Origin of the sequence: Halomonas sp. HG01, from assembly GCF_000968715.2 — a bacterium.
Lineage (GTDB): Bacteria > Pseudomonadota > Gammaproteobacteria > Pseudomonadales > Halomonadaceae > Halomonas > Halomonas halophila.
On the sequence record NZ_CP022134.1, the window covers coordinates 3119102 to 3142449 of the forward strand.

23 protein-coding genes are annotated in these 23348 nt (G+C 69.0%); 16 read left to right on the plus strand and 7 right to left on the minus strand.

The annotated features are described in order from the left end of the window. Nucleotides 1-88 precede the first annotated feature (88 nt). Nucleotides 89-2614, plus strand: coding sequence for a penicillin-binding protein 1A (locus tag UN84_RS14765; RefSeq protein WP_046078340.1), 2526 nt, complete (start codon nt 89-91; stop codon nt 2612-2614). An 82-nt stretch (nt 2615-2696) separates the two neighbouring features. Further along, nucleotides 2697-3443 (plus strand): DUF481 domain-containing protein, encoded by a 747-nt coding sequence (locus UN84_RS14770; RefSeq protein WP_052719301.1) that lies wholly within the window; start codon nt 2697-2699, stop codon nt 3441-3443. A gap of 89 nt (nt 3444-3532) precedes the next feature. Here the strand turns inward: UN84_RS14770 and UN84_RS14775 are convergent, their stop codons facing one another. Both UN84_RS14775 and rpmE read right to left on the minus strand, forming a co-directional pair. After that, complete coding sequence (locus UN84_RS14775) at nt 3533-4804, minus strand: malic enzyme-like NAD(P)-binding protein (RefSeq protein WP_046078341.1); 1272 nt, start codon at nt 4802-4804, stop codon at nt 3533-3535. Nucleotides 4805-5063: 259 nt separating this feature from the next. Then, nucleotides 5064-5276, minus strand: coding sequence for a 50S ribosomal protein L31 (rpmE, locus tag UN84_RS14780; protein ID WP_035592649.1), 213 nt, complete (start codon nt 5274-5276; stop codon nt 5064-5066). A gap of 144 nt (nt 5277-5420) precedes the next feature. On the opposite strand from rpmE, the gene UN84_RS14785 reads away from it, so the two are divergent. The 13 genes from UN84_RS14785 (at nt 5421) to tatC (ending at nt 18228) form a co-directional block, all read left to right on the plus strand. Continuing rightward, a complete protein-coding gene (locus UN84_RS14785; protein WP_152662832.1) occupies nt 5421-7649 on the plus strand; it encodes a primosomal protein N' in 2229 nt (742 codons plus the stop codon). A 229-nt stretch (nt 7650-7878) separates the two neighbouring features. Beyond that, entirely contained in the window at nt 7879-9564 is a 1686-nt protein-coding gene (gene argS, locus UN84_RS14790; RefSeq protein WP_046078342.1) for an arginine--tRNA ligase, read from the plus strand. Between the two features lie 3 nt (nt 9565-9567). After that, nucleotides 9568-10293, plus strand: coding sequence for an SPOR domain-containing protein (locus UN84_RS14795; RefSeq protein WP_046078343.1), 726 nt, complete (start codon nt 9568-9570; stop codon nt 10291-10293). Nucleotides 10294-10486: 193 nt separating this feature from the next. Beyond that, complete coding sequence (gene hslV / locus UN84_RS14800; protein WP_016853485.1) at nt 10487-11005, plus strand: ATP-dependent protease subunit HslV; 519 nt, start codon at nt 10487-10489, stop codon at nt 11003-11005. Nucleotides 11006-11007: 2 nt separating this feature from the next. Beyond that, the gene (gene hslU / locus UN84_RS14805) at nt 11008-12330 is read left to right on the plus strand and encodes an ATP-dependent protease ATPase subunit HslU (protein WP_035592656.1); all 1323 of its coding nucleotides are present in this window, start codon (nt 11008-11010) and stop codon (nt 12328-12330) included. A gap of 116 nt (nt 12331-12446) precedes the next feature. Next, nucleotides 12447-12830 (plus strand): gamma-butyrobetaine hydroxylase-like domain-containing protein, encoded by a 384-nt coding sequence (locus UN84_RS14810; protein ID WP_046078344.1) that lies wholly within the window; start codon nt 12447-12449, stop codon nt 12828-12830. A gap of 369 nt (nt 12831-13199) precedes the next feature. Next, nucleotides 13200-13955, plus strand: coding sequence for a bifunctional demethylmenaquinone methyltransferase/2-methoxy-6-polyprenyl-1,4-benzoquinol methylase UbiE (gene ubiE / locus UN84_RS14815; protein WP_035592659.1), 756 nt, complete (start codon nt 13200-13202; stop codon nt 13953-13955). Nucleotides 13956-13962: 7 nt separating this feature from the next. After that, complete coding sequence (locus UN84_RS14820; RefSeq protein ID WP_046078346.1) at nt 13963-14604, plus strand: ubiquinone biosynthesis accessory factor UbiJ; 642 nt, start codon at nt 13963-13965, stop codon at nt 14602-14604. Continuing rightward, nucleotides 14601-16223: a ubiquinone biosynthesis regulatory protein kinase UbiB gene (gene ubiB / locus UN84_RS14825; RefSeq protein ID WP_046078347.1), complete on the plus strand. Its 1623-nt coding sequence runs from the start codon at nt 14601-14603 to the stop codon at nt 16221-16223. Before UN84_RS14820 ends, ubiB begins: the two co-directional genes overlap by 4 nt. Before the next feature lie 28 nt (nt 16224-16251). Further along, nucleotides 16252-16587, plus strand: a complete 336-nt coding sequence (locus UN84_RS14830; protein ID WP_035592664.1) for a phosphoribosyl-ATP diphosphatase — start codon at nt 16252-16254, stop codon at nt 16585-16587. Nucleotides 16588-16774: 187 nt separating this feature from the next. Next, nucleotides 16775-17029 (plus strand): Sec-independent protein translocase subunit TatA, encoded by a 255-nt coding sequence (gene tatA, locus UN84_RS14835; RefSeq protein WP_046078348.1) that lies wholly within the window; start codon nt 16775-16777, stop codon nt 17027-17029. A gap of 6 nt (nt 17030-17035) precedes the next feature. After that, the gene (gene tatB, locus UN84_RS14840) at nt 17036-17449 is read left to right on the plus strand and encodes a Sec-independent protein translocase protein TatB (RefSeq protein WP_046078349.1); all 414 of its coding nucleotides are present in this window, start codon (nt 17036-17038) and stop codon (nt 17447-17449) included. After that, a complete protein-coding gene (tatC, locus tag UN84_RS14845) occupies nt 17446-18228 on the plus strand; it encodes a twin-arginine translocase subunit TatC (protein WP_046078350.1) in 783 nt (260 codons plus the stop codon). The genes tatB and tatC overlap by 4 nt, the downstream gene beginning before the upstream one ends. A gap of 93 nt (nt 18229-18321) precedes the next feature. On the opposite strand, the gene elbB is transcribed toward tatC, so the two are convergent. Continuing rightward, nucleotides 18322-18981, minus strand: coding sequence for an isoprenoid biosynthesis glyoxalase ElbB (gene elbB / locus UN84_RS14850; RefSeq protein WP_035592673.1), 660 nt, complete (start codon nt 18979-18981; stop codon nt 18322-18324). A 411-nt stretch (nt 18982-19392) separates the two neighbouring features. Between elbB and ppk1 the strand changes: the two genes are divergently transcribed. Continuing rightward, nucleotides 19393-21525, plus strand: a complete 2133-nt coding sequence (ppk1, locus tag UN84_RS14855) for a polyphosphate kinase 1 (RefSeq protein WP_375700482.1) — start codon at nt 19393-19395, stop codon at nt 21523-21525. Between the two features lie 73 nt (nt 21526-21598). Here ppk1 and UN84_RS14860 read toward each other — a convergent pair whose 3' ends face one another. The 4 genes from UN84_RS14860 to UN84_RS17490 all read right to left on the minus strand — a co-directional run bounded on the left by UN84_RS14860 (nt 21599) and on the right by UN84_RS17490 (nt 23327). Beyond that, nucleotides 21599-22669: a 3-deoxy-7-phosphoheptulonate synthase gene (locus UN84_RS14860; protein ID WP_046078352.1), complete on the minus strand. Its 1071-nt coding sequence runs from the start codon at nt 22667-22669 to the stop codon at nt 21599-21601. 6 nt (nt 22670-22675) lie between these two features. After that, nucleotides 22676-22840: a hypothetical protein gene (locus UN84_RS14865; protein ID WP_173835022.1), complete on the minus strand. Its 165-nt coding sequence runs from the start codon at nt 22838-22840 to the stop codon at nt 22676-22678. A gap of 122 nt (nt 22841-22962) precedes the next feature. Then, nucleotides 22963-23109: a hypothetical protein gene (locus UN84_RS14870; protein WP_160174895.1), complete on the minus strand. Its 147-nt coding sequence runs from the start codon at nt 23107-23109 to the stop codon at nt 22963-22965. Nucleotides 23110-23198: 89 nt separating this feature from the next. After that, nucleotides 23199-23327, minus strand: coding sequence for a hypothetical protein (locus tag UN84_RS17490; RefSeq protein ID WP_258393721.1), 129 nt, complete (start codon nt 23325-23327; stop codon nt 23199-23201). Nucleotides 23328-23348: the final 21 nt, after the last annotated feature.

A 23348-nucleotide genomic window follows, 5' to 3' on the forward strand; every position in this document is an offset into this window, starting at 1 on the left:
TGACGGCTTCCTATAATGGCCGGCGCATCTGCACCCTCGTTCGCCCCCGCCGCTTCGCACTCGTTCACCGCATGGATACCGTTTTTTCATGAAGTTCTTCAGAACCCTGGCCTTCTCGGCATTCTGGCTGCTGGTTTCGCTGTCCACCGCTTCGGTGCTGGCCGTGGCCGGGGCCGCCCTCTACTTCGCCCCCGGCCTTCCCGACGTCCGGCAGCTTCAGGATTTCGAGCTGCAGACCCCGCTGCGCATCTTCACCCGTGACGGCAAGCTGATCGGCGAGTACGGCGAGGAACGCCGCCAGCCGGTGAACTACGACGAGATTCCGCCGACCATGGTCGACGCCCTGATGGCCGCCGAGGACGCGTCCTACTTCGACCATCACGGCGTCGACCCCAAGGGTCTGGCCCGCGCCGCCGTCCAGCTGGCCGCCAGCGGCGGCGACATCCGGTCCGGGGGGTCCACGATCACCATGCAGGTGGCGCGCAACTACCTGCTGACGCTGGACCAGACCTTCACCCGCAAGATCCGCGAGATCCTGCTGGCGCTGCAGATGGAGCAGATCCTCAGCAAGGAAGAGATCTTCGAGCTCTACGTCAACAAGATCTTCCTCGGCCACCGTGCCTACGGCATCGCCGCCGCGGCCGAGGTCTATTACGACAAACCGCTCGGCGACCTGACCCTGGCCCAGCAGGCCATGATCGCCGGCCTGCCCAAGGCACCGTCCGCCTTCAACCCGCTGGCCAACGCCGAACGCGCCCTGATCCGCCGCAACTGGATCCTGTTCCGCATGCGCGACCTGGGCTATATCGACCAGGCCGCCTACGACGAGGCCGTCCAGGCGCCGATCACCGCCCGCCGCCATCAGACCAAGGCCGAGGTCACCGCCGACTACGTGGCCGAGATGGCCCGACAGTACGCCGTCGACCGCTTCGACGACGCCTACACCGGGGGGTATCGCATCACCACGACCCTGGACAGCGAACTGCAGCCCCAGGCTCGCCAGGCGCTGGCCAACGGCCTGATCGCCTACGACACCCGCCACGGCTGGCGCGGCGCCGAGCAGTCCGATATCCCGCGCAGCCTGGCGGAAGCCCAGGAGAACACCGACCCGGAGGGCCTCGAGGAAGAGCTGGCCGAATCCCCAGAGGTGATGAGCACCGCCCGCCAGGCCGCCGAGCGCAGCCAGACCGAGGTCGACGGCATCGACGGCGACGTCAGTAACTGGCTGCAGGTGCTGGATCGCACCCCGGTGCTGGGCCCGCTGGAACCGGCCATCGTGGTCTCCACCGAGGGTCGCGAGATGCGCGTGCTGGCCCGCGGCGGCGAGGTCCGTACCCTCGACTGGGACGGCCTCGACTGGGCCCAGCCTTACCGCAACGCCCGCTATCGCGGCGCGGCACCGAACTCCGCCGCCGATATCGCCAGTCCCGGCGACCTCGTGCGCATCCTGCAGCGCGAGGACGGCAGCTGGCGCCTGTCCCAGCAGCCCGATGCCCAGGGCTCACTGGTGGTGCTGGACCCCGACACCGGCGCCATCCTGGCCCTGCAGGGCGGCTTCGACTATGACGCCAGCAAGTTCAATCGCGCGCTCCAGGCGCGCCGCCAGGCGGGCTCGATCTTCAAGCCGTTCATCTACCTGGCCGGCCTGAACAGCGGCGAGGTGAATCCCGCCACCATCATCAACGACGCCCCGGTGGTGATGGAGGACGGCAGCAGCGAGCTGTGGCGCCCCAACAACTCCAGCGGCGACTTCCTCGGCCCGACCCGCCTGCGCGTCGGCCTCGCCCGCTCGCGCAACCTGGTCACCATCCGTCTGCTGCAGACCCTGGGGCTCGAGCGCACCATCGGCTTCCTCGAGAACTTCGGTTTCCACCCCGAGCGCCTGCCCCACGGCCTGTCGCTGGCGCTCGGCACCACCAGCCTGACCCCGCTGGAGATGACCCGCGGCTATGCGGTGCTGTCCAACGGCGGCTTCGCCATCGAACCCTGGCTGATCCAGGAGATCACCCGCGGCGAGGCCCAGACCGTGGTGCAGGAAGCCGATCCGCTGGTGGCCTGCCGCGAGTGCGCTGCCGACCAGGAGACCGTCGAGCGTGATGGCAAGACCTACCGGGTCGCGCCGCGTGTGGTCGATCCGGCGGCGGCCTTCCTGCTCCGCGACATGCTGCGCGACGTGGTCGAGCGGGGCACCGCCCGCCGCGCCCTGGCCCTCGAGCGCGGCGACATCGTGGGCAAGACCGGCACCACCAACGACCAGCGCGATGCCTGGTTCGCCGGCTTCAACACCGAGCTCGCCGCCACCGTCTGGGTCGGCAAGGACGACAACAGTTCGACCGCGGAATACGGCTCCCAGGCGGCGCTGCCGATCTGGGTCGATTTCATGGGCAGCGCCCTGGCCGGCACCCCGGAACACTGGCCCGAGCGCCCGGACGGCGTGGTGACGCGCCGGGTCGACCCCGACACCGGCCGCCTGCTGCACGACGACCAGTCCGGCGGCATCGAGGAGCTCTTCCGCGCCGACCACCTGCCCAGCTACCAGCCGCGCCGCGTCGACCGCGCCGTGGAACAGGAAAGCGGCTCCCAGGGCACCGGCGCCTACGAAGCCATCTTCTAGATCGTCGTCTCGCCGGTGCGGTGGCCCGCCGCCGCACCGGCCCTCTGCTTCGCTCTTCCCCGAACCGACCGCGAGACATCCCATGCGCTCCAAGGTGATAGCCACCTGCGGGCTTGGCCTGCTGATGCTGGCCGGCGACACCCTGGCCTCCCCCTTCTATGCGCCCCCGGTGCCGAAGGAGGACTCCCCGCCCCTGACCGGCGAGGCCGAGCTCGGCTTCACGCATCTGCAGGGCAATACCAACAGCCAGACCCTGATCGCCAAGGGCCGCCTGGTGTGGCTGGATGGCGCTTTCACCCACAGCCTGCGCGGCGAGGCCCGCCACGTCACCCAGGACGAGGAGACCAGCGCCGAGCAGTACCTGCTGGCCGCCCGCGAACGCTACGACATCGAGGGCCCGCACTACCTGTTCGGCTTCGCCCGCTGGGAAGACGACCGCTTCAGCGGCTACGACTATCAGGCCACGGTGATCGGCGGCTACGGCCGTCAGGTGCTGGATAACGAGCGCCACGTGCTGTCGCTGGAGGCCGGGCCCGGCTACCGGGTCGATAGCGTGACCGATGAGCCGACCCGGCGACTCGGCGTGGCCTACGGCGCCATGGACTACCGCTGGCACCTCTCAGACACCGCTTCCTTCGCTCAGGAACTGTCGCTGGAGGGCACCGATCGCAACCTGACCGCCCGCTCGCTCTCCAGCCTGACGTCACGCCTCAACGAGCACCTGGCGCTCAAGCTCTCCTACGAGCTCAAGCACAACACCCGGCCACCCGACGGCGCCACGGCACGCACCGATCGCATCACCAACGTCTCGCTGCTCTACGACTGGTAAGCGCCTCGAGGCACTGTCCTGACGCGCCCTCCAGACGCAACGACGCCGGCCCGAGGGCCGGCGTCGTCATTCACGCACCACCTTGGCGATCAACCGCCGTAGACGTCGTCCACGGTCTTGAGCGGATAGTGCGCGGGATACGGCTTGCGCGCCACGCCGGAATCCACCGCCGCCTGGGCCACCGCCGAGGAAACGCGCTCGAGCAGCCGCACGTCCACCGGGGTAGGCAGGATATAGTCGCGACCGAAGCTCATGCTCTCGGCCTCGTAGGCCTCCAGCACCGCCTGGGGTACCGGCTCGCGGGCCAGGTCCTTGAGCGCATGCACCGCGGCGACCTTCATCTCCTCGTTGATGCGCGTCGCCCGCACGTCCAGGGCGCCGCGGAAGATGAACGGGAAGCCCAGCACGTTGTTGACCTGGTTCGGGTAGTCGGAGCGGCCGGTGGCCATGATCACGTCGGGGCGCGTCTCGCGAGCCAGGTCCGGATGGATCTCCGGATCCGGGTTGGTACAGGCGAACACCACCGGATGGTCGGCCATCTTGCGGATGTGGTCGGCGCTCATCAGGCCGGGGCCGGACAGGCCGATGAAGACGTCGGCCCCGTCGATGGCGTCGTCCAGGGTGCGCTTGTCGGTGTCGACCGCGAACATCGCCTTGTACTGATTGAGGTCCTCGCGACCGCTGTGGATCACGCCCTTGCGGTCCAGCATCACCAGGTTCTCGGCGCGGGCGCCACAGGACACCAGCAGCTTCATGCAGGCGATCGCCGCCGCCCCGGCACCGAGGCAGACGATTTTCGCCTCCTCGAGGGACTTGCCGGCGATGTCCAGGGCGTTGAGCATGCCCGCCGCGGTGACGATGGCGGTGCCGTGCTGGTCGTCATGGAACACCGGGATGCTGCACTGCTCGACCAGCGCGCGCTCGATCTCGAAGCACTCCGGCGCCTTGATGTCCTCGAGGTTGATGCCGCCCCAGGTATCGGCGATGCGGGCCACGGTGTCGATGAAGGCCTGCGGGCTTTCGGCGTTGACCTCCAGGTCGGTGGAGTTGATGCCGGCGAAGCGCTTGAACAGCACGCCCTTGCCCTCCATGACCGGCTTGCTGGCCAGCGCGCCCAGGTTGCCGAGCCCCAGGATGGCGCTGCCGTCGGAGATCACCGCCACCAGGTTGCCCTTGCCGGTATAGAGATAGGCGTTCTCCGGATCCTGAGCGATCTCGCGCACCGGCTCGGCCACGCCCGGGCTGTAGGCCAGGGCCAGATCCCGGGAGGTCGCGGTGGGCTTGGTCAGCTCCACCGACAGCTTCCCGGGAATGGGCTTCGCGTGATAGTCCAGTGCCGCCTGTCTCTTCGCGTCTGTCATGCTCAGGATCCGGTTCGAATGGTATTGAGGGCCAGCGAGATTATAAAAAAAACTTCCACTTCTCAACTTAGTAAAGTTACACAATCTAGCAACCGCTTTCGCAGACGTTCGACACCATTTGCCGTAACTTATATTTCACCGCTCTGTCATAAAGGATTCCTTATCGAAGCGACGCCCGATCGTTGGACGTAAAAAAACCCGCCACCAGGGCGGGTTCTTTCGGCTGCTGCCAACGCCGGCGCAGGGCGCCGGCGACGCATCAACGCTTGACGGCGGCACCGAAGCGCTTGTTGAAGCGCTCGACGCGGCCACCGGTGGTCGCCTGCTTCTGCTTGCCGGTGTAGAAGGGGTGGCACTGAGAGCAGACGTCAAGGGACAGGTCCTGATCGTTGGTGGTGCCGACCTCGAAGGTGGCGCCGCAGGAGCAGGTCGCGTTGACCGTCTTGTAATTCGGGTGGATACCTTGTTTCATCTTGAGCCTCGCTACGCTGTATGCCGCCACCTGATCCCATGCCAGGCACCGCATACGGATTGTCTGAACGTTCAAACCGGGCGCCGCCCCACACAGGGTGACGCGGCGGCCGAGCATTCTAGCAGAGCCGCCCCCGGAGGCCAATTGTCCGTTTCCTCGCCCGCCGTGCTGGGCATCGCCGTACCGTCACCGCTTCGCCGCCTGTTCGACTACCGCCCCGCCGGCGCGCCGCCGGAGGGCGGCTGGCAGCCGGGACTGCGCGTGCGGGTGCCTTTCGGCCCTCGCCGGGTGGTCGGCGTGGTCGTGGAGTGCCGCGACGACAGCGACCTGCCGCTGGCCAGGCTCAAGCCGATCGAGGATCGCCTCGACGACGCCCCGCTGCCGGCGGACTGGCTGTGGCTGTGCCGCTTCACCGCCCGCTACTACCAGCACGCCCCGGGCGACACCCTGCACCAGGCGCTGCCCGCGCTGCTGCGACAGGGCCGCGCCCTGGAGGCACGCACCCGGGAGCGCTGGCGGGTCACCGAGGCCGGCGCCGGCGAGATGCCGGAGAGCCTCGGGCGGGCGCCGCGCCAGGCCGAGCTGCTGACCATGCTGCGCCAGCATCCCCACGGCATGCTTGCCCAGGCCATTCTCGCCCAGTCGTTCACCCGCCCCCAGCTTCAGGCGCTGGAGAAAAAGGGACTGGTCGCCCGGCGCGAGGAGCCGCGCACCGGTCCCGCCGACGCCAGCGGCCCGCTGCTGGCCGAGCCGGTGCTGCCGCTCAATCGCGAACAGGCCACCGCCCTGGCCGCGCTTCACGAGGGCCTCGACGCCTATCACCCCTGCCTGCTGCACGGCGTCACCGGCAGCGGCAAGACCGAAGTCTACCTGCAGCTGATCGAGGCGGTGGTCGGCCGTGGCCGCCAGGCCCTGGTGCTGGTGCCCGAGATCGGCCTGACACCGCAGACCCTGGCACGCTTCAAGCGCCGCTTCCGGGTGCCGGTGGTGGCGCTGCACTCGGGGCTCACCGATCACGAGCGGCTCGACGCCTGGGAAGCGGCGGCCAGCGGCCGGGCGCCGATCGTCATCGGCACCCGCTCGGCGATCTTCACGCCCCTGGCCGCGCCCGGCGCGATCATCGTCGACGAGGAGCACGACGGTTCCTTCAAGCAACAGGAGGGGTTGCGCTACCACGCCCGTGACCTGGCCGTGGCCCGCGCCCATCATCACGGCATTCCGCTGGTGCTGGGCAGCGCCACGCCGTCGCTGGAGACCCTGCACCGGGCCCAGAGCGGCGACTACCGCCACCTGCGCCTGACCCAGCGCGCCAGCCGCCACGCCCCGGCACGCCTGGAGCTGGTCGACCTGCGCGGCCGCCCCCGCCGGGGCGGGCTGATTCCGCCGGTGCTCGAGGCCGTCGAGGAGACCCTGGCCGCCGGCCATCAGGTGCTGGTGTTCATCAACCGCCGCGGCTTCGCCCCGACGCTCAGCTGCCACGCCTGCGGCTGGCTCGCCGAGTGCGACCACTGCGACGCCCGCCTGACCCTGCATCGCCAGCCGCCGCTGCTGGCCTGCCACCACTGCGACCAGCGCCGCGCCCTGCCCGACGCCTGCCCCGACTGCGGCAGCGCCGACCTGCGCCCGCTGGGCAGCGGCACCGAGCGCACCGAGGAAACGCTGGCCGAGCGCTTCCCCGACATTCCCGTACACCGCATCGACCGCGACAGCACCCGACGCCGCGACGCCCTGGAGCAGACCCTCACCGAGGTGCGCCGCGGCGAACCCTGCCTGCTGGTGGGCACCCAGATGCTGGCCAAGGGCCATCACCTGCCCCACGTCACCCTGGTGGTGGTGGTCAACGCCGACGCCGGCCTCTATGCCAGCGACTTCCGCGCCCTGGAGCACAGCGCCCAGCTGCTCGAGCAGGTGGCCGGCCGCGCCGGCCGCGCCGCTCACCCGGGCCGGGTGCTGGTGCAGACCATGCACGCCGACGACCCGCACCTGCGCCTGCTCTCGGCCCGCGGCTACGACGCCCTGGCCGAGCAGCTGCTGGAGGAACGCCGCGTCGCCGCCCTGCCGCCGTTTCGCTTCCTGGCGCTGCTGCGCCTGGAGGGCGCCCAGGAGGCGGCGGTCACCGGGCTCGGCGGCCGCGCCGCCGAGGCGCTGCGCGAGCACCTGAGGGTACGCGAGCTGGACGTGGACTGCCTGGGCCCGGTACCGGCCCCCATGGAGCGCCGCCAGAACCGCTACCATCTGCAGCTGATGCTCGGCGCCGGGAAACGCAGCCGGCTCCACGAGGCCGGCGCCTGGCTGGCCGCCTGGCTGGAAGCCGAACCGGCGGCGCGGCGGGTGCGCTGGTCGCTGGATATCGATCCGCAGACGCTGGCGTGAGGCGGAGGCGGAGGCGGAGGCGGAGGCGGAGGCGGAGGCGGAGGCACCAGCTTACCCCGAAGCCCGAAGCCCGAAGCCCGAAGCCCGAAGCCCGAAGCCCGAAGCCCGAAGCCCGAAGCCCGAAGCCACGGCTAGGGTTTAAAGCCCGCGCGCAATTGTCGATAATGTGCGGCCAAATGCCCGCCGACGGGCGACCGACACGCCCGCGCCACAGGACATCAGACTCCCCATGAAAGACACCATCATCTCCCTGCTGGAGGGCGCCCTGGACGAACTCAAGCGCCAGGACGTCCTGCCCTCCGAGCTCGCCCCGACCATCAAGGTCGATCCGACCAAGGACAAGGCCCACGGCGACTACGCCACCAACCTGGCGCTGATGCTGGCCAAGCCCGCCGGCAGGAAGCCCCGTGAGCTGGCCGAGGCGCTGGTCGAGGCGCTGCCGGCAAGCGACGCCGTGTCGAAGGTCGAGATCGCCGGCCCCGGCTTCGTCAACTTCTTCGCCGCCACCGACGCCGCGGCCCAGGTCATCCGTCAGGTGCTGGACGAAGGCGACACCTTCGGCCGCAGCCTCAGCGGCCAGGGCCAGAAGGTGCAGGTGGAGTTCGTCTCCGCCAACCCCACCGGTCCGCTGCACGTCGGCCACGGCCGCGGCGCGGCCATCGGCGACAGCATCTGCCGCCTGCTCGAGGCGGTAGGCTATGACGTCACCCGCGAGTTCTACTACAACGACGCCGGCGCCCAGATCTCCAACCTGGCGCTCTCGGTGCAGGCCCGCGTCAAGGGCATCGACCCCGAGGACGACGGCTGGCCGGCCGACGGCTATCGCGGCGGCTACATCATCGACGTGGCCAACAGCTACCTGGCCGGCGACACCATCCACGCCGACGACCGCCACGTCACCGGCGCCGCCGACCCGGACGACCTGGACGCCATCCGCGAGTTCGCCGTGGCCTACCTGCGCCGCGAGCAGGACCTCGACCTGCGCGCCTTCGGCGTCGAGTTCGACGTCTACTTCCTCGAGTCCTCGCTGTACCGCGACGGCAAGGTGGCGGCCACCGCCGAGCGCCTCGCCGAGAAGGGCCACACCTACGAGCAGGACGGCGCCACCTGGCTGCGCACCACCGACTTCGGTGACGACAAGGACCGGGTGATGCGCAAGCAGGACGGCCACTACACCTACTTCCTGCCCGATGTCGCCTACCACCTCGACAAGTGGCAGCGCGGCTTCACCACCGTGATCAACGAGCAGGGCGCCGACCACCACTCCACCGTGACCCGCGTGCGCGCCGGCCTGCAGGCGCTGGAGGCCGGCATTCCCCAGGGCTGGCCCGACTACGTGCTGCACCAGATGGTGATGGTCACCCGCTCCGGCGTGGAGGTGAAGCTCTCCAAGCGCGCCGGCAGCTATGTCACCGTGCGCGACCTGATCGACGAGGTAGGCCGCGACGCCACGCGCTTCTTCCTCGCCGCGCGCCGCGCCGACTCCCAGCTGACCTTCGACATCGACCTGGCCCGCTCGCAGTCCAACGACAACCCGGTCTACTACGTGCAGTACGCCCACGCCCGCGTGTGCAGCATGCTGCGCAAGGCCGAGTCGCTCGAGCAGCCGTTCGACCACGCCCAGGCCATGGACCACCTGGCGCGCCTGGAGGCCGAGCAGGAGAAGGCGCTGATGAACCGCCTGGCCCGCTACCCGGAAGTGGTCGCCCACGCCGCCGCCAGCCGCGAGCCGCAGCAGATCGCCCAGTACCTGCTCGACCTCGCCGCCGAGTTCCACACCTGCTACAACGCGGTGAAGGTGATGGTCGAGGACGACGCCCTGCGCAACGCCCGCATGGCGCTGTTCCTCGCCGCCCGCCAGGTGCTGCGCAACGGCCTGGACCTGATGGGCGTCGGCGCCCCCGAGGAGATGTAAGCCATGGCCAGCCGCAAGCCCGCCGCCAACAGCCGCAAGCGAGGCGCCACCAGCTCCCGGAAGGCCCCCGCCAAGGCATCCGCCCCGCGGCGCGGCGTGCCCGGCTGGCTATGGGGACTGACCGGTCTGGTGGCCGGCTTCCTGATCTCGCAGCACCAGCACGGCACCGCCCCCTGGCAGGACGGCCCGGCCTCGCCGACGCCCATCGCCACCGGCGAGGCCCCACCCCCGTCCGCCCGTCCCGGCGACGCGGCGCCGGCGGACGACGAGCCGCCGATGCCGACCTTCGAGTTCTATACCCTGCTGCCGGAGTCCGAGGTCATCGCCCCGGGCGAGCAGGCGGCCTCTTCCACGGCCACGCCACCGCCGCGCCCTGCCAGCAACGAGGACGAGGGCTCGAGCGCCGGGTCCGTCTCGGCCGACGACCCGATCGCCCAGGTGATCGCCGCCAACAGCGCGCCGGCCGAGGACACGACCCGCAGCGCCGAGGACGGCAAGCGCTACGTGCTGCAGGCGGCCTCGTTCCGTCAGTCCGGCGACGCCCGGCAGCTGGCCGGCCGCCTCAAGGACTTCGGCCTGCTGGCCAACATCAGCGAGGTCCAGACCGGCGACGGCGCGACCTGGCATCGGGTCCAGGTCGGCCCCTACCGGGACCGCCGGGAGCTGTCCCGGGCCCGCGACCTGATGTCCACCCAGGGCATCGAGCCGCTGCTCATCCAGCTGCAGTGACGCGCCGCGCTTGAATTCCGGGCCCGGCGCCCACACCTCCCCAGTAGCTCATGCACGGCGCCGCCCCTCGCGGCGCCGCAGGGGAATCGCCGGCACGCACCGGCGAGCGGCGCGACATGCCTCGCCCGCGCCCCGTGTTCCGCCATTCCCAAGTCATCGGGAGCCGAACGCTCCCTCAAGGAGAGTCCCCTCCATGACCACGATCGTTTCCGTGCGTCGCGGCGACCAGGTGGCGCTGGCCGGCGACGGCCAGGTGTCGCTGGGCAACACCGTGATGAAGGGCAACGCCAGCAAGGTGCGTCGCCTGTACCGCGGCCAGGTACTGGCCGGCTTCGCCGGCGGCACCGCCGACGCCTTCACCCTCTTCGAGCGCTTCGAGGCCCAGCTCGAGAAATACCAGGGCCACCTGACCAAGGCCGCCGTGGAGCTGGCCAAGGAATGGCGCACCGACCGCGCCCTGCGCCGCCTCGAGGCGCTGCTGGCCGTGGCCGACAAGAACGCCTCGCTGATCATCACCGGCAACGGCGACGTGGTGGAGCCCGAGCGCGGCATCATCGCCATCGGCTCCGGCGGCAACTTCGCCCTGTCCGCGGCCCGCGCCCTGCTCGAGAATACCGAGCTGTCGCCCCGCGAGATCACCGAGAAATCGCTGGAGATCGCCGGCGACATCTGCGTGTTCACCAACCACAACGTCACGCTGGAAGAGCTCTGATCATGACCCAGATGACCCCGCGCGAGATCGTCCACGCCCTGGACCAGTACATCATCGGCCAGCAGGACGCCAAGCGCGCCGTGGCCGTGGCGCTGCGCAACCGCTGGCGCCGCATGCAGCTCGACGACGAGCTGCGCCAGGAGGTCACGCCCAAGAACATCCTGATGATCGGCCCCACCGGCGTGGGCAAGACCGAGATCGCCCGCCGTCTGGCCAAGCTGGCCCGCGCGCCCTTCATCAAGGTCGAGGCCACCAAGTTCACCGAGGTGGGCTACGTCGGCCGCGACGTCGAGTCGATCATCCGCGATCTCACCGAGGCCGCCATCAAGCTGGTCCGCGAGCAGGCCAAGGAAGAGGTCGGCCATCGCGCCGAGGACGCCGCCGAGGACCGCATCCTCGACGCCCTGCTGCCGCCGCCCCGCGGCCAGGAGAACGAGCCGCGCACCGAGAACGCCACCCGCCAGTCGTTCCGCAAGAAGCTGCGCGAGGGTCAGCTCGACGACAAGGAAATCGACATCCAGGTGACGCCACAGGCCCAGGGCATGGACATCAACACCCCGCCGGGCATGGAGGAGATGACCAGTCAGCTGCAGAACCTGTTCTCCAGCATGGGCAAGCAACAGACCGAGACCCGTCGGGTGGCGGTCAAGGACGCCTTCGCGCTGCTGCGCGACGAGGAGGCCGCCAAGCTGGTCAACGAGGACGACATCAAGCAGCGTGCCATCGAGGCCGTCGAACAGCACGGCATTGTCTTCCTCGACGAGCTCGACAAGGTCGCCAAGGGCAGCGCCAACTCCAGCGGCGGCGAGGTCTCCCGCGAGGGCGTGCAGCGCGACCTGCTGCCACTGATCGAGGGCTCCACCGTGTCCACCAAGTACGGCATGGTGAAGACCGATCACGTGCTGTTCATCGCCTCCGGTGCCTTCCACCTGTCGCGCCCGTCGGACCTGATCCCCGAACTGCAGGGCCGCCTGCCGATCCGCGTCGAGCTCGACGCCCTGACGCCGGACGACTTCAAGCGCATCCTCACCGAGCCGTCCGCGGCGCTGACGCGCCAGTACCAGGCGCTGATGGCCACCGAGGGCCTGGACGTGACCTTCACCGACGATGGCATCGCGCGCATCGCCGAGATCGCCTGGAAGGTCAACGAAGGCACCGAGAACATCGGCGCCCGCCGCCTGCACACGGTCATGGAACGCCTGCTCGAGGAGGCCTCCTACCAGGGCGGCGACCTGGGCAGCCCGCTGACCATCGACGCCGCCTACGTCGATTCCCAGCTCGGCGAGCTGGCGATGGACGAGGATCTGTCGCGGTATATCCTCTAAGCCATGAGCGACGGGCTTCGGGCCCCGAGCGGCTCGAAGCTCGAAGCTCGAAGCTCGAAGCTCGAAGCTCGAAGCTCGAAGCTCGAAGCTCGAAGCTCGAAGCCAGGAGTCTAATCATGACGGCCCCGATCCCAACCCGAGTGCACTACCACAAACAGGCCCGCGAGCTGGAGCTGACCTATGAAGGCGGCGAGAGCCACCGGCTGTCGGTGGAGTACCTGCGTGTATTCTCCCCCTCCGCCGAGGTGCGCGGCCACGGCCAGGGTCAGGAGACCCTGCAGGTCGGCAAGAAGCACGTCGGCCTGGCCAACATCACCCAGGCCGGCCGCTACGCGCTCAAGCTGCACTTCGACGACGGCCACGACAGCGGCCTCTACAGCTGGGACTACCTGCACGAGCTGATCGAGCACCAGGAGGCCAACTGGGCCGACTACCTGCAGCGCCTCGAAGACGCCGGGGCCTCGCGGGAAGCGCTCGGCATCGAGATCAAGCAACTCTAAGCGTCGGCACGGCTCCAGGGGCGTCCCAAGATGGTCCGGGCTGACCCGCCGAAGGGCCTTCGAGGGGCGCTATAAACCCGTCCCTGGGCGCTGCTTTGGCCCTGCGGCGCTCTCGCATCCTGCTCCGCTTGCAGGACCGGTGCTGGCCTTCCATGGCCAGCCCGTTCGGCGAATTCGCCTCACCCATGCCAAAAACCCCCTCTACGCCCCTTTGGCGGCGCCCCTCCTGCCAGCATCCGGCAAATCAGCCCTCCGGCAACCGCCTCCGCCGTCAAGACAAGCCCCCCCGGGGGGCGCTACAATGCGGCCCAACACGCGGGGCCGTCGGCCTCGCCCCCATAGTGCAGCTGACCCGGGAGCCTCCCTCGCATGACCCCCAGCGACAAGCGCACCACACACTTCGGTTACCAGGAAGTTCCGGTCGACGAGAAGGCCTCACGCGTGGCCGACGTCTTCCACTCCGTCGCCGCCCGCTACGACGTGATGAACGACCTGATGTCGTTCGGCATCCACCGGGTGTGGAAGCGCCTGACCATCGAACGCGCCGGCGTCCGCCCGGGACACAGCGTGCTCGACATCGCCGGCGGCACCGGCGACCTGACGCTGAAGTTCTCGCGGCTGGTCGGTCCCCGGGGGCGCGTGGTGCTGGCCGACATCAACGAGTCGATGCTGCGGGTCGGGCGCGACAAGCTGCTCGATCGGGGCGTCGGCGGCAACGTCGAGTACGTCCAGGCCAACGCCGAGACCCTGCCCTTCCCGGACAACACCTTCGACTGCATCACCATCGCCTTCGGCCTGCGCAACGTCACCGACAAGGACGCCGCCCTGCGCTCCATGGCGCGGGTGCTCAAGCCCGGCGGCCGGCTGCTGGTGCTGGAGTTCTCCAAGCCCGACAACCCGCTGCTGAGCCAGGCCTACGACCAGTACTCCTTCCGCCTGCTGCCGCGCATGGGCGAGCTGGTGGCCGGCGATGCCGAGAGCTACCGCTACCTCGCCGAGTCGATCCGCATGCACCCCGACCAGGACACCCTGAAGGGCATGATGGAAGACGCCGGCCTGGAGCGGGTCGAGTACACCAATCTCACCGGCGGCATCGTCGCCCTGCACCGCGGCATCAAGCTGTGAGGACGAGATGGCGCTGACACCGACCCTGCTGCTGGGCGGCCTCGAGCGCAGCCTCAACGCCCTGCTCGCCCGCGACCCCGCCGCCCCCGCCCGCCTGGAACGCCTCGCCGGACAGCGCCTGCTGGTGCGCCTCGAGGCCTCCTCGCTGGCCGTGGCCATGGCCTACCACGCCCAGGGCGTGGACCTGTTGCGCCCGGATGACGAGCCCGAGAACGCCTTCGACGCCGTCGTCGAGCTCGACCCGGAAACCCTGGGCGAGCTGCTCGGTGGCGCCTCGGTGGAACGGCTGATGTTCCAGGGCAAGCTCGTGGTGCGCGGGCATATCCCGCTGCTCGAGGCGACCCGCGACCTGCTGCTCGACCTCGACCTGGACTGGGAGGGCGAGCTGGCCCGCTGGCTCGGCGACGTGCCGGCCCACAGCCTGGCCGAGGGCATGCGTAGCCTCGGCCGCTGGGGCCTGCGCACCCGCCAGGAGCTGTGCGCCGACGTCTCCGAGTACGTCTTCGAGGAGGCCCGGCTGCTGCCCGGCCGTCACCAGTTCGAGGGACTGCGCGACCACCTCACCGAGCTGGAGGTCGCCACCGACCGACTCGAGGCACGCCTGGAGCGCCTGCGCCGACGCCTCACCGCGGAGGGAGACGGCGCATGATCCGGCGGCTCGCGCGCATCGCCTGGGTGGTCACCCGCTATCGCCTGGACACCCTGATTCCCAAGGAACGGCTGCCCTGGTGGCTGCGCGGCCTGCTGACCCTGTCGCCGCTGCGGCTGATCCCCGTGGGCCAGCGCCCCCGGGGCGAGCGGCTGCGCCTGGCGCTGGAGACCCTGGGGCCGATCTACGTCAAGTTCGGCCAGGTGCTGTCGACCCGCCGCGACCTGTTCCCCGACGACATCGGCGACGAGCTGCGCCGCCTGCAGGACCAGGTGCCGCCCTTCCCCGGCCACCTCGCCCGCGGGCTGGTCGAGGAGGAGCTCGGCATGCCGCTGGAACAGGCCTTCGCCGAGTTCTCGTCCGAGCCGCTGGCCTCGGCCTCAGTGGCCCAGGTGCATGCCGCCCGACTGCCCGACGGCGAGGAAGTGGTGGTCAAGATCATCCGCCCCGGCATCGAGCGCGTGATGCGCCAGGACATGGCCCTGATGTACCGGCTGGCCGCCGGCCTGGCACGCATTCCCGAGGCGCGCCGGCTGCGCCCGGTGGAGGTGGTCCGCGACTACGAGTCGACCCTGTTCGACGAGCTGGACCTGACCAAGGAAGCGGCCAACACCTCCCAGCTCAAGCGCAACTTCAAGGGCTCGCCGCTGCTGTTCGTGCCGACGATCCACTGGGCGCTGACCCGCCGCCGGGTGATGGTCCAGGAACGTATCCACGGCATCCCGGTGGCCGACCTCGCGGCCCTCGAGGCCCAGGGCACCGACCTGCGCCGGCTGGCCGAGCGCGGCGTGGAGATCTTCTTCACCCAGGTGTTCCGCGACAACTTCTTCCACGCCGACATGCACCCGGGCAACATCTTCGTGTCCCGCGAGACACCGTGGAACCCCCAGTACATCGCCATCGACTGCGGCATCGTCGGCAGCCTGACCCGCGAGGATCAGGACTACCTGGCGCGCAACCTGCTGGCCTTCTTCCACCAGGACTACTACGAGGTAGCGGCGCTGCATATCGAGTCGGGCTGGGTCAGCGAGGACACCCGGGCCAACGAGTTCGCCGCCGCGGTGCGCACCGTGTGCGAACCGATCCTCGAGAAGCCGCTCAAGGACATCTCCTTCGGCCAGGTGCTGCTGGGCCTGTTCCAGACCGCCCGGCGCTTCAACATGGAGGTCCAGCCGCAGCTGGTGCTGCTGCAGAAGACCCTGCTCAACATCGAGGGCCTGGGCCGCCAGCTGTATCCGGACCTCGACCTGTGGGCCACCGCCAAGCCCTACCTGGAAGACTGGATGAAGGAGCGCGCCGGCGCCCGCGGGCTGTGGGAATCCATGAAGCGCCAGGCGCCCGAGCTCTCGCGCCAGCTCCCCGAGCTGCCGGTGCTCGCCCACCAGGCGCTGGCCCGAGCCGAGCATGGCCACCAGCAGCGCCAGCGACAGGGCGAGGCCCTTGGCGCCATCCAGCGTGGCCTGGAAAGCCAGGCCCGCCGCCAGCGCCGCCTGCGCCTGGGGCTGCTGATCGCGGCCGCGGCACTCGCCTGGCAGCCGCTGGTCCAATGGGCAGACGGCCAGCCCTGGCCGGTGCTCGGCGCGGCGGCCATCGGCGCCCTGCTGCTGGCCTGGAACTGATCCACCTACTGCAACGGAAACGTCTCATATGAGCGATATTCTCGACCGCCTCGACGAGGTCCTGACCAGCCGTCGCCAGGCCGCGCCCGACGACTCTTACGTGGCCAGCTTGCATCACAAGGGCCTGAACAAGATACTCGAGAAAGTCGGCGAGGAAGCCACCGAGACGCTGCTCGCGGCCAAGGACGCCGAGCGGGGCGACGAGGCGGCCCGTCAGGCGCTGGTCGCCGAAACGACCGACCTGTGGTTCCACAGCCTGGTGATGCTGTCGCACATGGGGCTGAGCCATCGCGAGGTCCTCGACGAGCTGTCTCGCCGCTTCGGCCTGTCCGGCCACGACGAGAAGGCCGCGCGGCCACGTTAGGTTTTGGACGAAAAGTCGGCGAGCGATGGCCAGACAAGGCAAAAATCGACGAGAAGACGGAGTTTACGCGGTGTAAATGAGTACTTAGAGCCGATTTTTAACACCGTATGGACGAGCGCAGACAGTTTTCGTACAGAACCTAGACACCGACGCCGGGCTCCCGGCGCCCCAACCTGAGGTATTCCCTATGTTAGGCGGCATCAGTATCTGGCAACTCCTGATCGTCCTCGGCATCATCATCCTGATCTTCGGCACCAAGAAGCTGCGCAACGTCGGCGGCGATCTGGGCGGCGCGGTCAAGGGCTTCAAGAAGGCCATGGGCGAGGAAGAGAAGAGCGACGATAGCGACAAGTCCCAGGCCCAGGTGCGCCACGACGACGAGGGCCGGACCTACGACGTCCACGCCGAGCGCAAGGCCGAGGAATCGGAAGAGCGCAAGTAAGCCGCCATGTTCGACATCGGCTTTCTCGAACTCCTGTTCATCGGCGTGGTGGGGCTGCTGGTGCTGGGTCCCGAGCGCCTGCCCAAGGCCGCCCGCACCACCGGGCTGTGGGTCGGCCGCATCAAGCGCACGGTCTCCGGCATGCAGCGCGAGATCAACGCCCAGCTCGAGGCGGAGGAGCTGCGCCAGAAGCTCAACGAGCAGCAGAAGAAGCTCGACGAGGGCATCAACCGGGTCAAGCGCGACGTCGAACGCTCGGTGGAAACGCCCGCCGATCAGGGCGATCGCCGCGCCGGCGCCACCCCCGAGGAACACGCCGAGGCCTCGCCCGAGCGTCGCCTCGACGACGCCCTGGGGCGCGTTCGCCGGCAGGCCGATGATTCCGACGCCGACGCCCACGAGGACGCCTCTTCCCGATGAGCCAAACCGACGATTCCCAGGGCCCCGGACAGGCGCAGGCCCCGCTGATCGAGCACCTGATCGAGCTGCGCTCGCGGCTGCTGCGCGCGGTGATCGCGATACTCGTGATCTTCCTCGGCCTCTACGCCTTCGCCAACGACATCTACGCCTTCGTCGCCCAGCCGTTGATGGCGCTGCTGCCGGAAGGCTCGCGGATGATCGCCACCGAGGTGGCCTCGCCGTTCCTGGCGCCCTTCAAGCTGACCCTGGTGGTGGCGGTGTTCATCGCCGTGCCCTTCGTGCTGCACCAGGCCTGGGCCTTCATCGCCCCGGGGCTGTACGACAACGAGAAGGCCCTGGCGCTGCCGCTGCTGGCCTCCAGCGTGGCGCTGTTCTATGCCGGGGCCGCCTTCGCCTACTACGTGGTCTTCCCACTGCTGTTCCAGTTCTTCACCCAGACCGGGCCGGAGGACGTGGCGGTGATGACCGACATCAACCAGTACCTCAACTTCGTGCTCAAGCTGTTCTTCGCCTTCGGCGTGGCCTTCGAGATCCCGATCGCCACCTTCCTGCTGATCCTGAGCGGGGCGACCACGGTGGAGAGCCTGTCGAAGAAGCGCCCCTACGTGGTACTGGGCTGCTTCGTGATCGGCATGCTGATGACCCCGCCGGACGTGGTCTCCCAGAGCCTGCTGGCGGTGCCGATGTATCTGCTCTACGAGGTCGGCCTGCTGTTCGGCCGGCTGGTGCGTCGCAAGCGCGAGCGGGACGCCGCCGACGAGGAAGCCGCCGAGGAATAGGCACGCGCATCATCCATGACATGAAAAACCCCGAGGGCCCAGGCCCTCGGGGTTTTTCTTGTCGCTCGGCGCTTGTAGCTCGTGGCTCGGCGCTTACAGGTCCATCAGCTCGTCGATGCGATCCACCAGCTTGAAGATGCCGGTGGCCGCCTCGCCCAGGCGGGTGGCGATCATGTAGGCCGGCGTGGTCACCACGCGATGTTCGAAGTCGACCACGATGTCCTCCACGCCACAGCTGCGATGCAGGCCGCCCATGCTGCTGATGGCGCCCGCCACGCCCGGATCGTGGCCGATGGTGACGGCAATGCCCGGCCCCAGCAGCCGCGGCACCATCACCGGCGCGATGCACATCAGGCCGATCGGCTTGCGGTCCTCGTGGAACTCGCCCAGCACGTCCACCAGCCCCTCATGGATCACCATGTCGGCGCCCGCCTCGGCGAAGTTGGAGAGATTCTTGGCCGCACCGAAGCCGCCTGGCAGGATGACGGCGTCGAACTCGTCGGCCTCCAGCTCGGCCAGCGGAGAGATCTCGCCGCGCGCCAGGCGCGCCGATTCGACCAGCACGCTGCGCCGCTCCTCGACCGCCTCGCCACTGCGATGGTCGATCACGTCGCTCTGGTCGATGTCGGGGGCGAAGCAGCGATAGCCGATGCCCAGCTGGTCCAGACGCAACAGGGTCAGGGTGGTCTCGTAGATCTCCGAGCCATCCTGAACACCGCATCCCGACAGAATGACCGCCACCTGCTTGCTCATTATGCGTCTCCTTGTGCGCCCCCCGCCGGTCGTCGACGGGGCCGATGAACATGAAGTCACCACTTTAGAGAGTCGCCGGTAGCGCGACAAGACGCGTCTTTCGGCGCCGGGGCGCGCTGATATACTCGAGAGAGTCCTGCTACCGGACGACTGTCATCATTTTGTCATTTATTGGCACCAGACTTGCCACGGCGGCCGAGCCCGGCCCCGCCTGCCCCTGATCGTCTCCGGCAACAGACGATGCGCGACGCCTCCCGGCGCCACGGGCAGGACGGCATCATGAACGATAACGCCCGACGAGCGACGCGGCCGCCCGCGGGCCGACGACAGGGTACTTCCATGGACGATTCACGTAACCCCGACACCTCGGTCACCTCCGAGCCCGCCGCGACAGGCGAGCTCCAGAGCGAGATGCCCACACCGCGCATCAACCAGACCCGCACAGGGATCAAGCCCAAGGCGTTGCCGGACCCCGAGGCCGACCTCGCCGATCCCGGCCTCTACTTCAACCGCGAGCTCTCCCATCTGCAGTTCAACGTGCGGGTGCTGGAGCAGGCCCTGGACGAGGCGCATCCGCTGCTCAACCGGTTGATGTTCCTGCTGATCTTCTCCTCGAACATGGACGAGTTCTTCGAGATTCGCGTGGCCGGCCTGAAGAACCAGATCATGGTCGGCGACGCCTCCTCCGGCGCCGACGGTCGCTCGCCGCGCTCGATACTGAGCGAGATCTCGCAGATCGCCCACGAACAGGTCGATCGCCAGTACCGCATCCTCAACGACACCCTGCTACCCGCCCTCGAGGGCCAGGGCCTGCGCTTCCGCCGCCGCGGCGACTGGAACGAGGCCCAGCGCGCCTGGGTCAAGGACTACTTCGAAAGCGAGATCATGCCGGTGATCAGCCCCATCGGCCTCGATCCCTCGCACCCCTTCCCGCGCCTGGTCAACAAGAGCCTCAACTTCATCGTCGAGCTCGAGGGCAAGGACGCCTTCGGCCGCGAGGGCGGCCTGGCCATCCTGCCCGCCCCGCGCTCGCTGCCCCGGGTGATCGCCCTGCCCGACGAGCTCTGCGAGGAAGGCTTCACCGAATACGTCTTCCTGTCGTCGATGATTCACGCCCACGCCGAGGAAGTGTTCCCCGGCATGAAGGTGAACGGCTGCTACCAGTTCCGTCTGACCCGCAACGCCGACCTCTCGGTGGACCCCGAGGACGTCTCCGACCTGGCCTCGGCGCTGCGCGGCGAGCTGCTCTCGCGCCGCTACGGCAGCGGCGTGCGGCTCGAGGTCGCCAACAACTGTCCCGACGAGCTGACCGAGTTCCTGCTCAAGCTGTTCAAGCTCGAGGAGGCCGATCTCTACCGGGTCAACGGCCCGGTGAACCTGACCCGCATGATGTCGGTGCTGGGCGAGGTGGAGCGCCCGGAACTGTGCTATCGCGCCTTCACGCCCGGCCTGCCCAAGGCGCTGCGCAAGCGCGACAGCGTGCTGCAGGCCATGGCCGAGCAGGACATCCTGCTGCACCATCCCTTCCACTCCTTCTCCCCGGTGGAGGAAATGCTGCGCGAGGCCGCCCGAGACCCCGAGGTGCTGGCCATCAAGCAGACCCTTTACCGCACCGGCGCCGACTCCCCCATCGTCAACGCCCTGGTGGAGGCCGCCGGCAACGGCAAGGAAGTCACGGTGGTGATCGAGCTGCGGGCGCGTTTCGACGAGGCCGACAACCTGGCCCTGGCCTCGCGCCTGCAGGAGGCCGGCGCCATCGTCATCTACGGCGTGATGGCCTACAAGACCCACGCCAAGATGATGCACATCGTGCGGCGCGAGAAGGGCCAGCTGCGCCACTATGCCCACCTGGGCACCGGCAACTACCACTCCAAGACCGCCAAGCTCTACACCGACTACAGCCTGCTGACCGCCAACCCGGTGCTGTGCGCGGACGTGCACAAGGTCTTCCAGCAGCTCTCGGGCATGGGCCGGGCGCGCCAGATCGAGAAGCTGCTGCATGCGCCCTTCACCCTTCACGAGCGCATCGTGGCAATGATCGACCGCGAGGCGGAATTTGCCCGCAAGGGAAAGCGCGCCCATCTGATCATCAAGTGCAACTCGCTCACCGAGCCCAAGCTGATCCAGGCCCTCTACCGGGCCTCCCAGGCCGGCGTGGAGTGCGACCTGATCATCCGCGGCATGTGCTGCCTGCGCCCCGGCCTGCCCGGCATCTCCGAGACCATCCGGGTGCGCTCGATCATCGGCCGCTTCCTGGAGCACACCCGTGTGTTCCACTTCCACAACGACGGCAAGCCCGAGACCTGGGGCTCCAGCGCGGACTTCATGGCCCGCAACATGTTCCACCGGGTCGAGACCTGCTTCCCGCTGCTTGACAAGAAACTCGCGGCCCAGGTGCGCAAGGACCTGGAGACCTACCTGGTCGACAACTGCCAGAGCTGGCTGCTGCAGCCCGACGGCACCTACGTCAAGCAGGCGCCCGGCGACGCCGCACCGATCAGCGCCCAGGAGACGCTGCTCTACGCCTACGCCGCCCACGCCTGACGGCTGGAGGCCGCCCGACGCAAGACGCCCCGCCAATGGCGGGGCGTCTTCGTTTCCGCGACGGCCATGCCGGTCAGGCGGTCTCGCGCAGCTTCTCCGCGGCCGTGGTCAGCAGATGCTCGGTGGTCTCCCAGCCGATGCAGGCGTCCGTGACCGAGACCCCGTGGCGCAGCGCGCCCGGCACCAGCGGCTGCTTGCCCTCGTGGAGGTGGCTCTCCAGCATCAGCCCCATCAGCGAGCCGTCGCCCGCCAGCCGCTGGTTGAGCACGTCGAGCATCACCTCGCTCTGCCGGCGATGATCCTTGCGCGCGTTGGCATGGCTGCAGTCGACCATCAGCCGCGGGGGCTGGCCGGCGTCCTCCAGGGTCCGTCGCGCCGCCGCCACCTGGGGCTCGCGGAAGTTGGGCTCGCCGTGACCGCCACGCAGTACCGCATGGGTATGCGGGTTCCCGGGGGTCTCACACACCTCGGGGCGACCGTCGGGCCCCATGGCGAAGTGCTGGTGGGGATGGGCGGCGGCGCGCATGGCGTCGACCGCCACCTGCAGGTCGCCGCTGGTGGCGTTCTTGAAGCCGACCACCGCCTCCAGGCCGCTGGCCAGCTCACGATGCAGCTGGGACTCGGTGGTGCGGGCGCCGATCGCCACCCAGCTCAACAAGTCGTCAAGGTAGGGCGCCAGCATCGGCTGCAGCAGCTCGGTGGCCACCGGCAGGCCGAGCCCGGCGATCTCGCGCATCAGCGAGCGGGAGAGCTCGAGGCCGCGAGCCAGGTCGCCACCGCCGTCCAGGTCCGGGTCGTAGGCCAGCCCCTTCCAGCCGACGGTGGTGCGCGGCTTTTCGACGTAGACCCGCATCACCGGCAGCAGGCGATCCTCGACCCGCGGCGCCAGCTCGACCAGGCGGCGGGCGTACTCGAGGGCGGACTCGGGATCGTGGATCGAACAGGGCCCGACGACCACCAGCAGGCGGTCGTCACGCCCGGCCAGGATATCGCGGATGGCCTGGCGCTGACCCTCGATGCGCCGGGCCAGGGCCGGCTCGAGCGGCAGGGCGTGGTGGAGCTCGGCCGGCGTGGGCAGCGGATTGGCGGTGCGGCGGGCCGGGGCGGATTCAGCGGTGGTGGCGAGGGAAACGGGGGCATTCATGGGGCATCAACTCCGTGAGCGTGAAGGTCGGGACAAGGTCATGCCACCGGCAAGCCCACGGTCGGAGGTGGCGCACTGAGCCGACCGCTCGTCGATAAATCGCCAGCCATAGCCGTAATAGTCCCGGCCCAGGATGCGGAACTCGGCGTGGTGGCGATCGAATGCGGTCATGAAACTCTCCTCGAGTGTTGAATACCAGAAACGCAGAACCCCCGGGCGGGGCTGCCGTCCGGGGGTTCTGAGTCTCGGAGGCAACCCTGGGCGGGCGTGCCTCGCGGCGTCGTCCTGTACGATCAGGACACGGCCGCCGGCACGCCGGCGCTAAACCAATAGCCCTGCCAATAATAAGCGTCACCGACGACGGTCTCGTGACCACGGGCCATCGCCGCCGGGAAGGCGGTCATCGGGCGGCGCGGGATCAGGGACAGGCTCGGTGTCATGGGACTCTCGATGTTTCGCGACGGTTCGCGTGAGGGTGATCCTGAATATCAGACTCCATCCTGCCCGCTCCCGGGCCGGATGGCAAGGCTCAGCCGGTGGCGAGCCGGATCCAGGCGATGGTACCCGGCAGGCCGCTCATGCCGATCAGCACCACCAGCCCCAGGAAGACGGACAGCAGCCCGCTGTCGTCCTTGACGTCATCGTCATGCTGCGCCATGGGCCCCTCCTCGCATCGTCG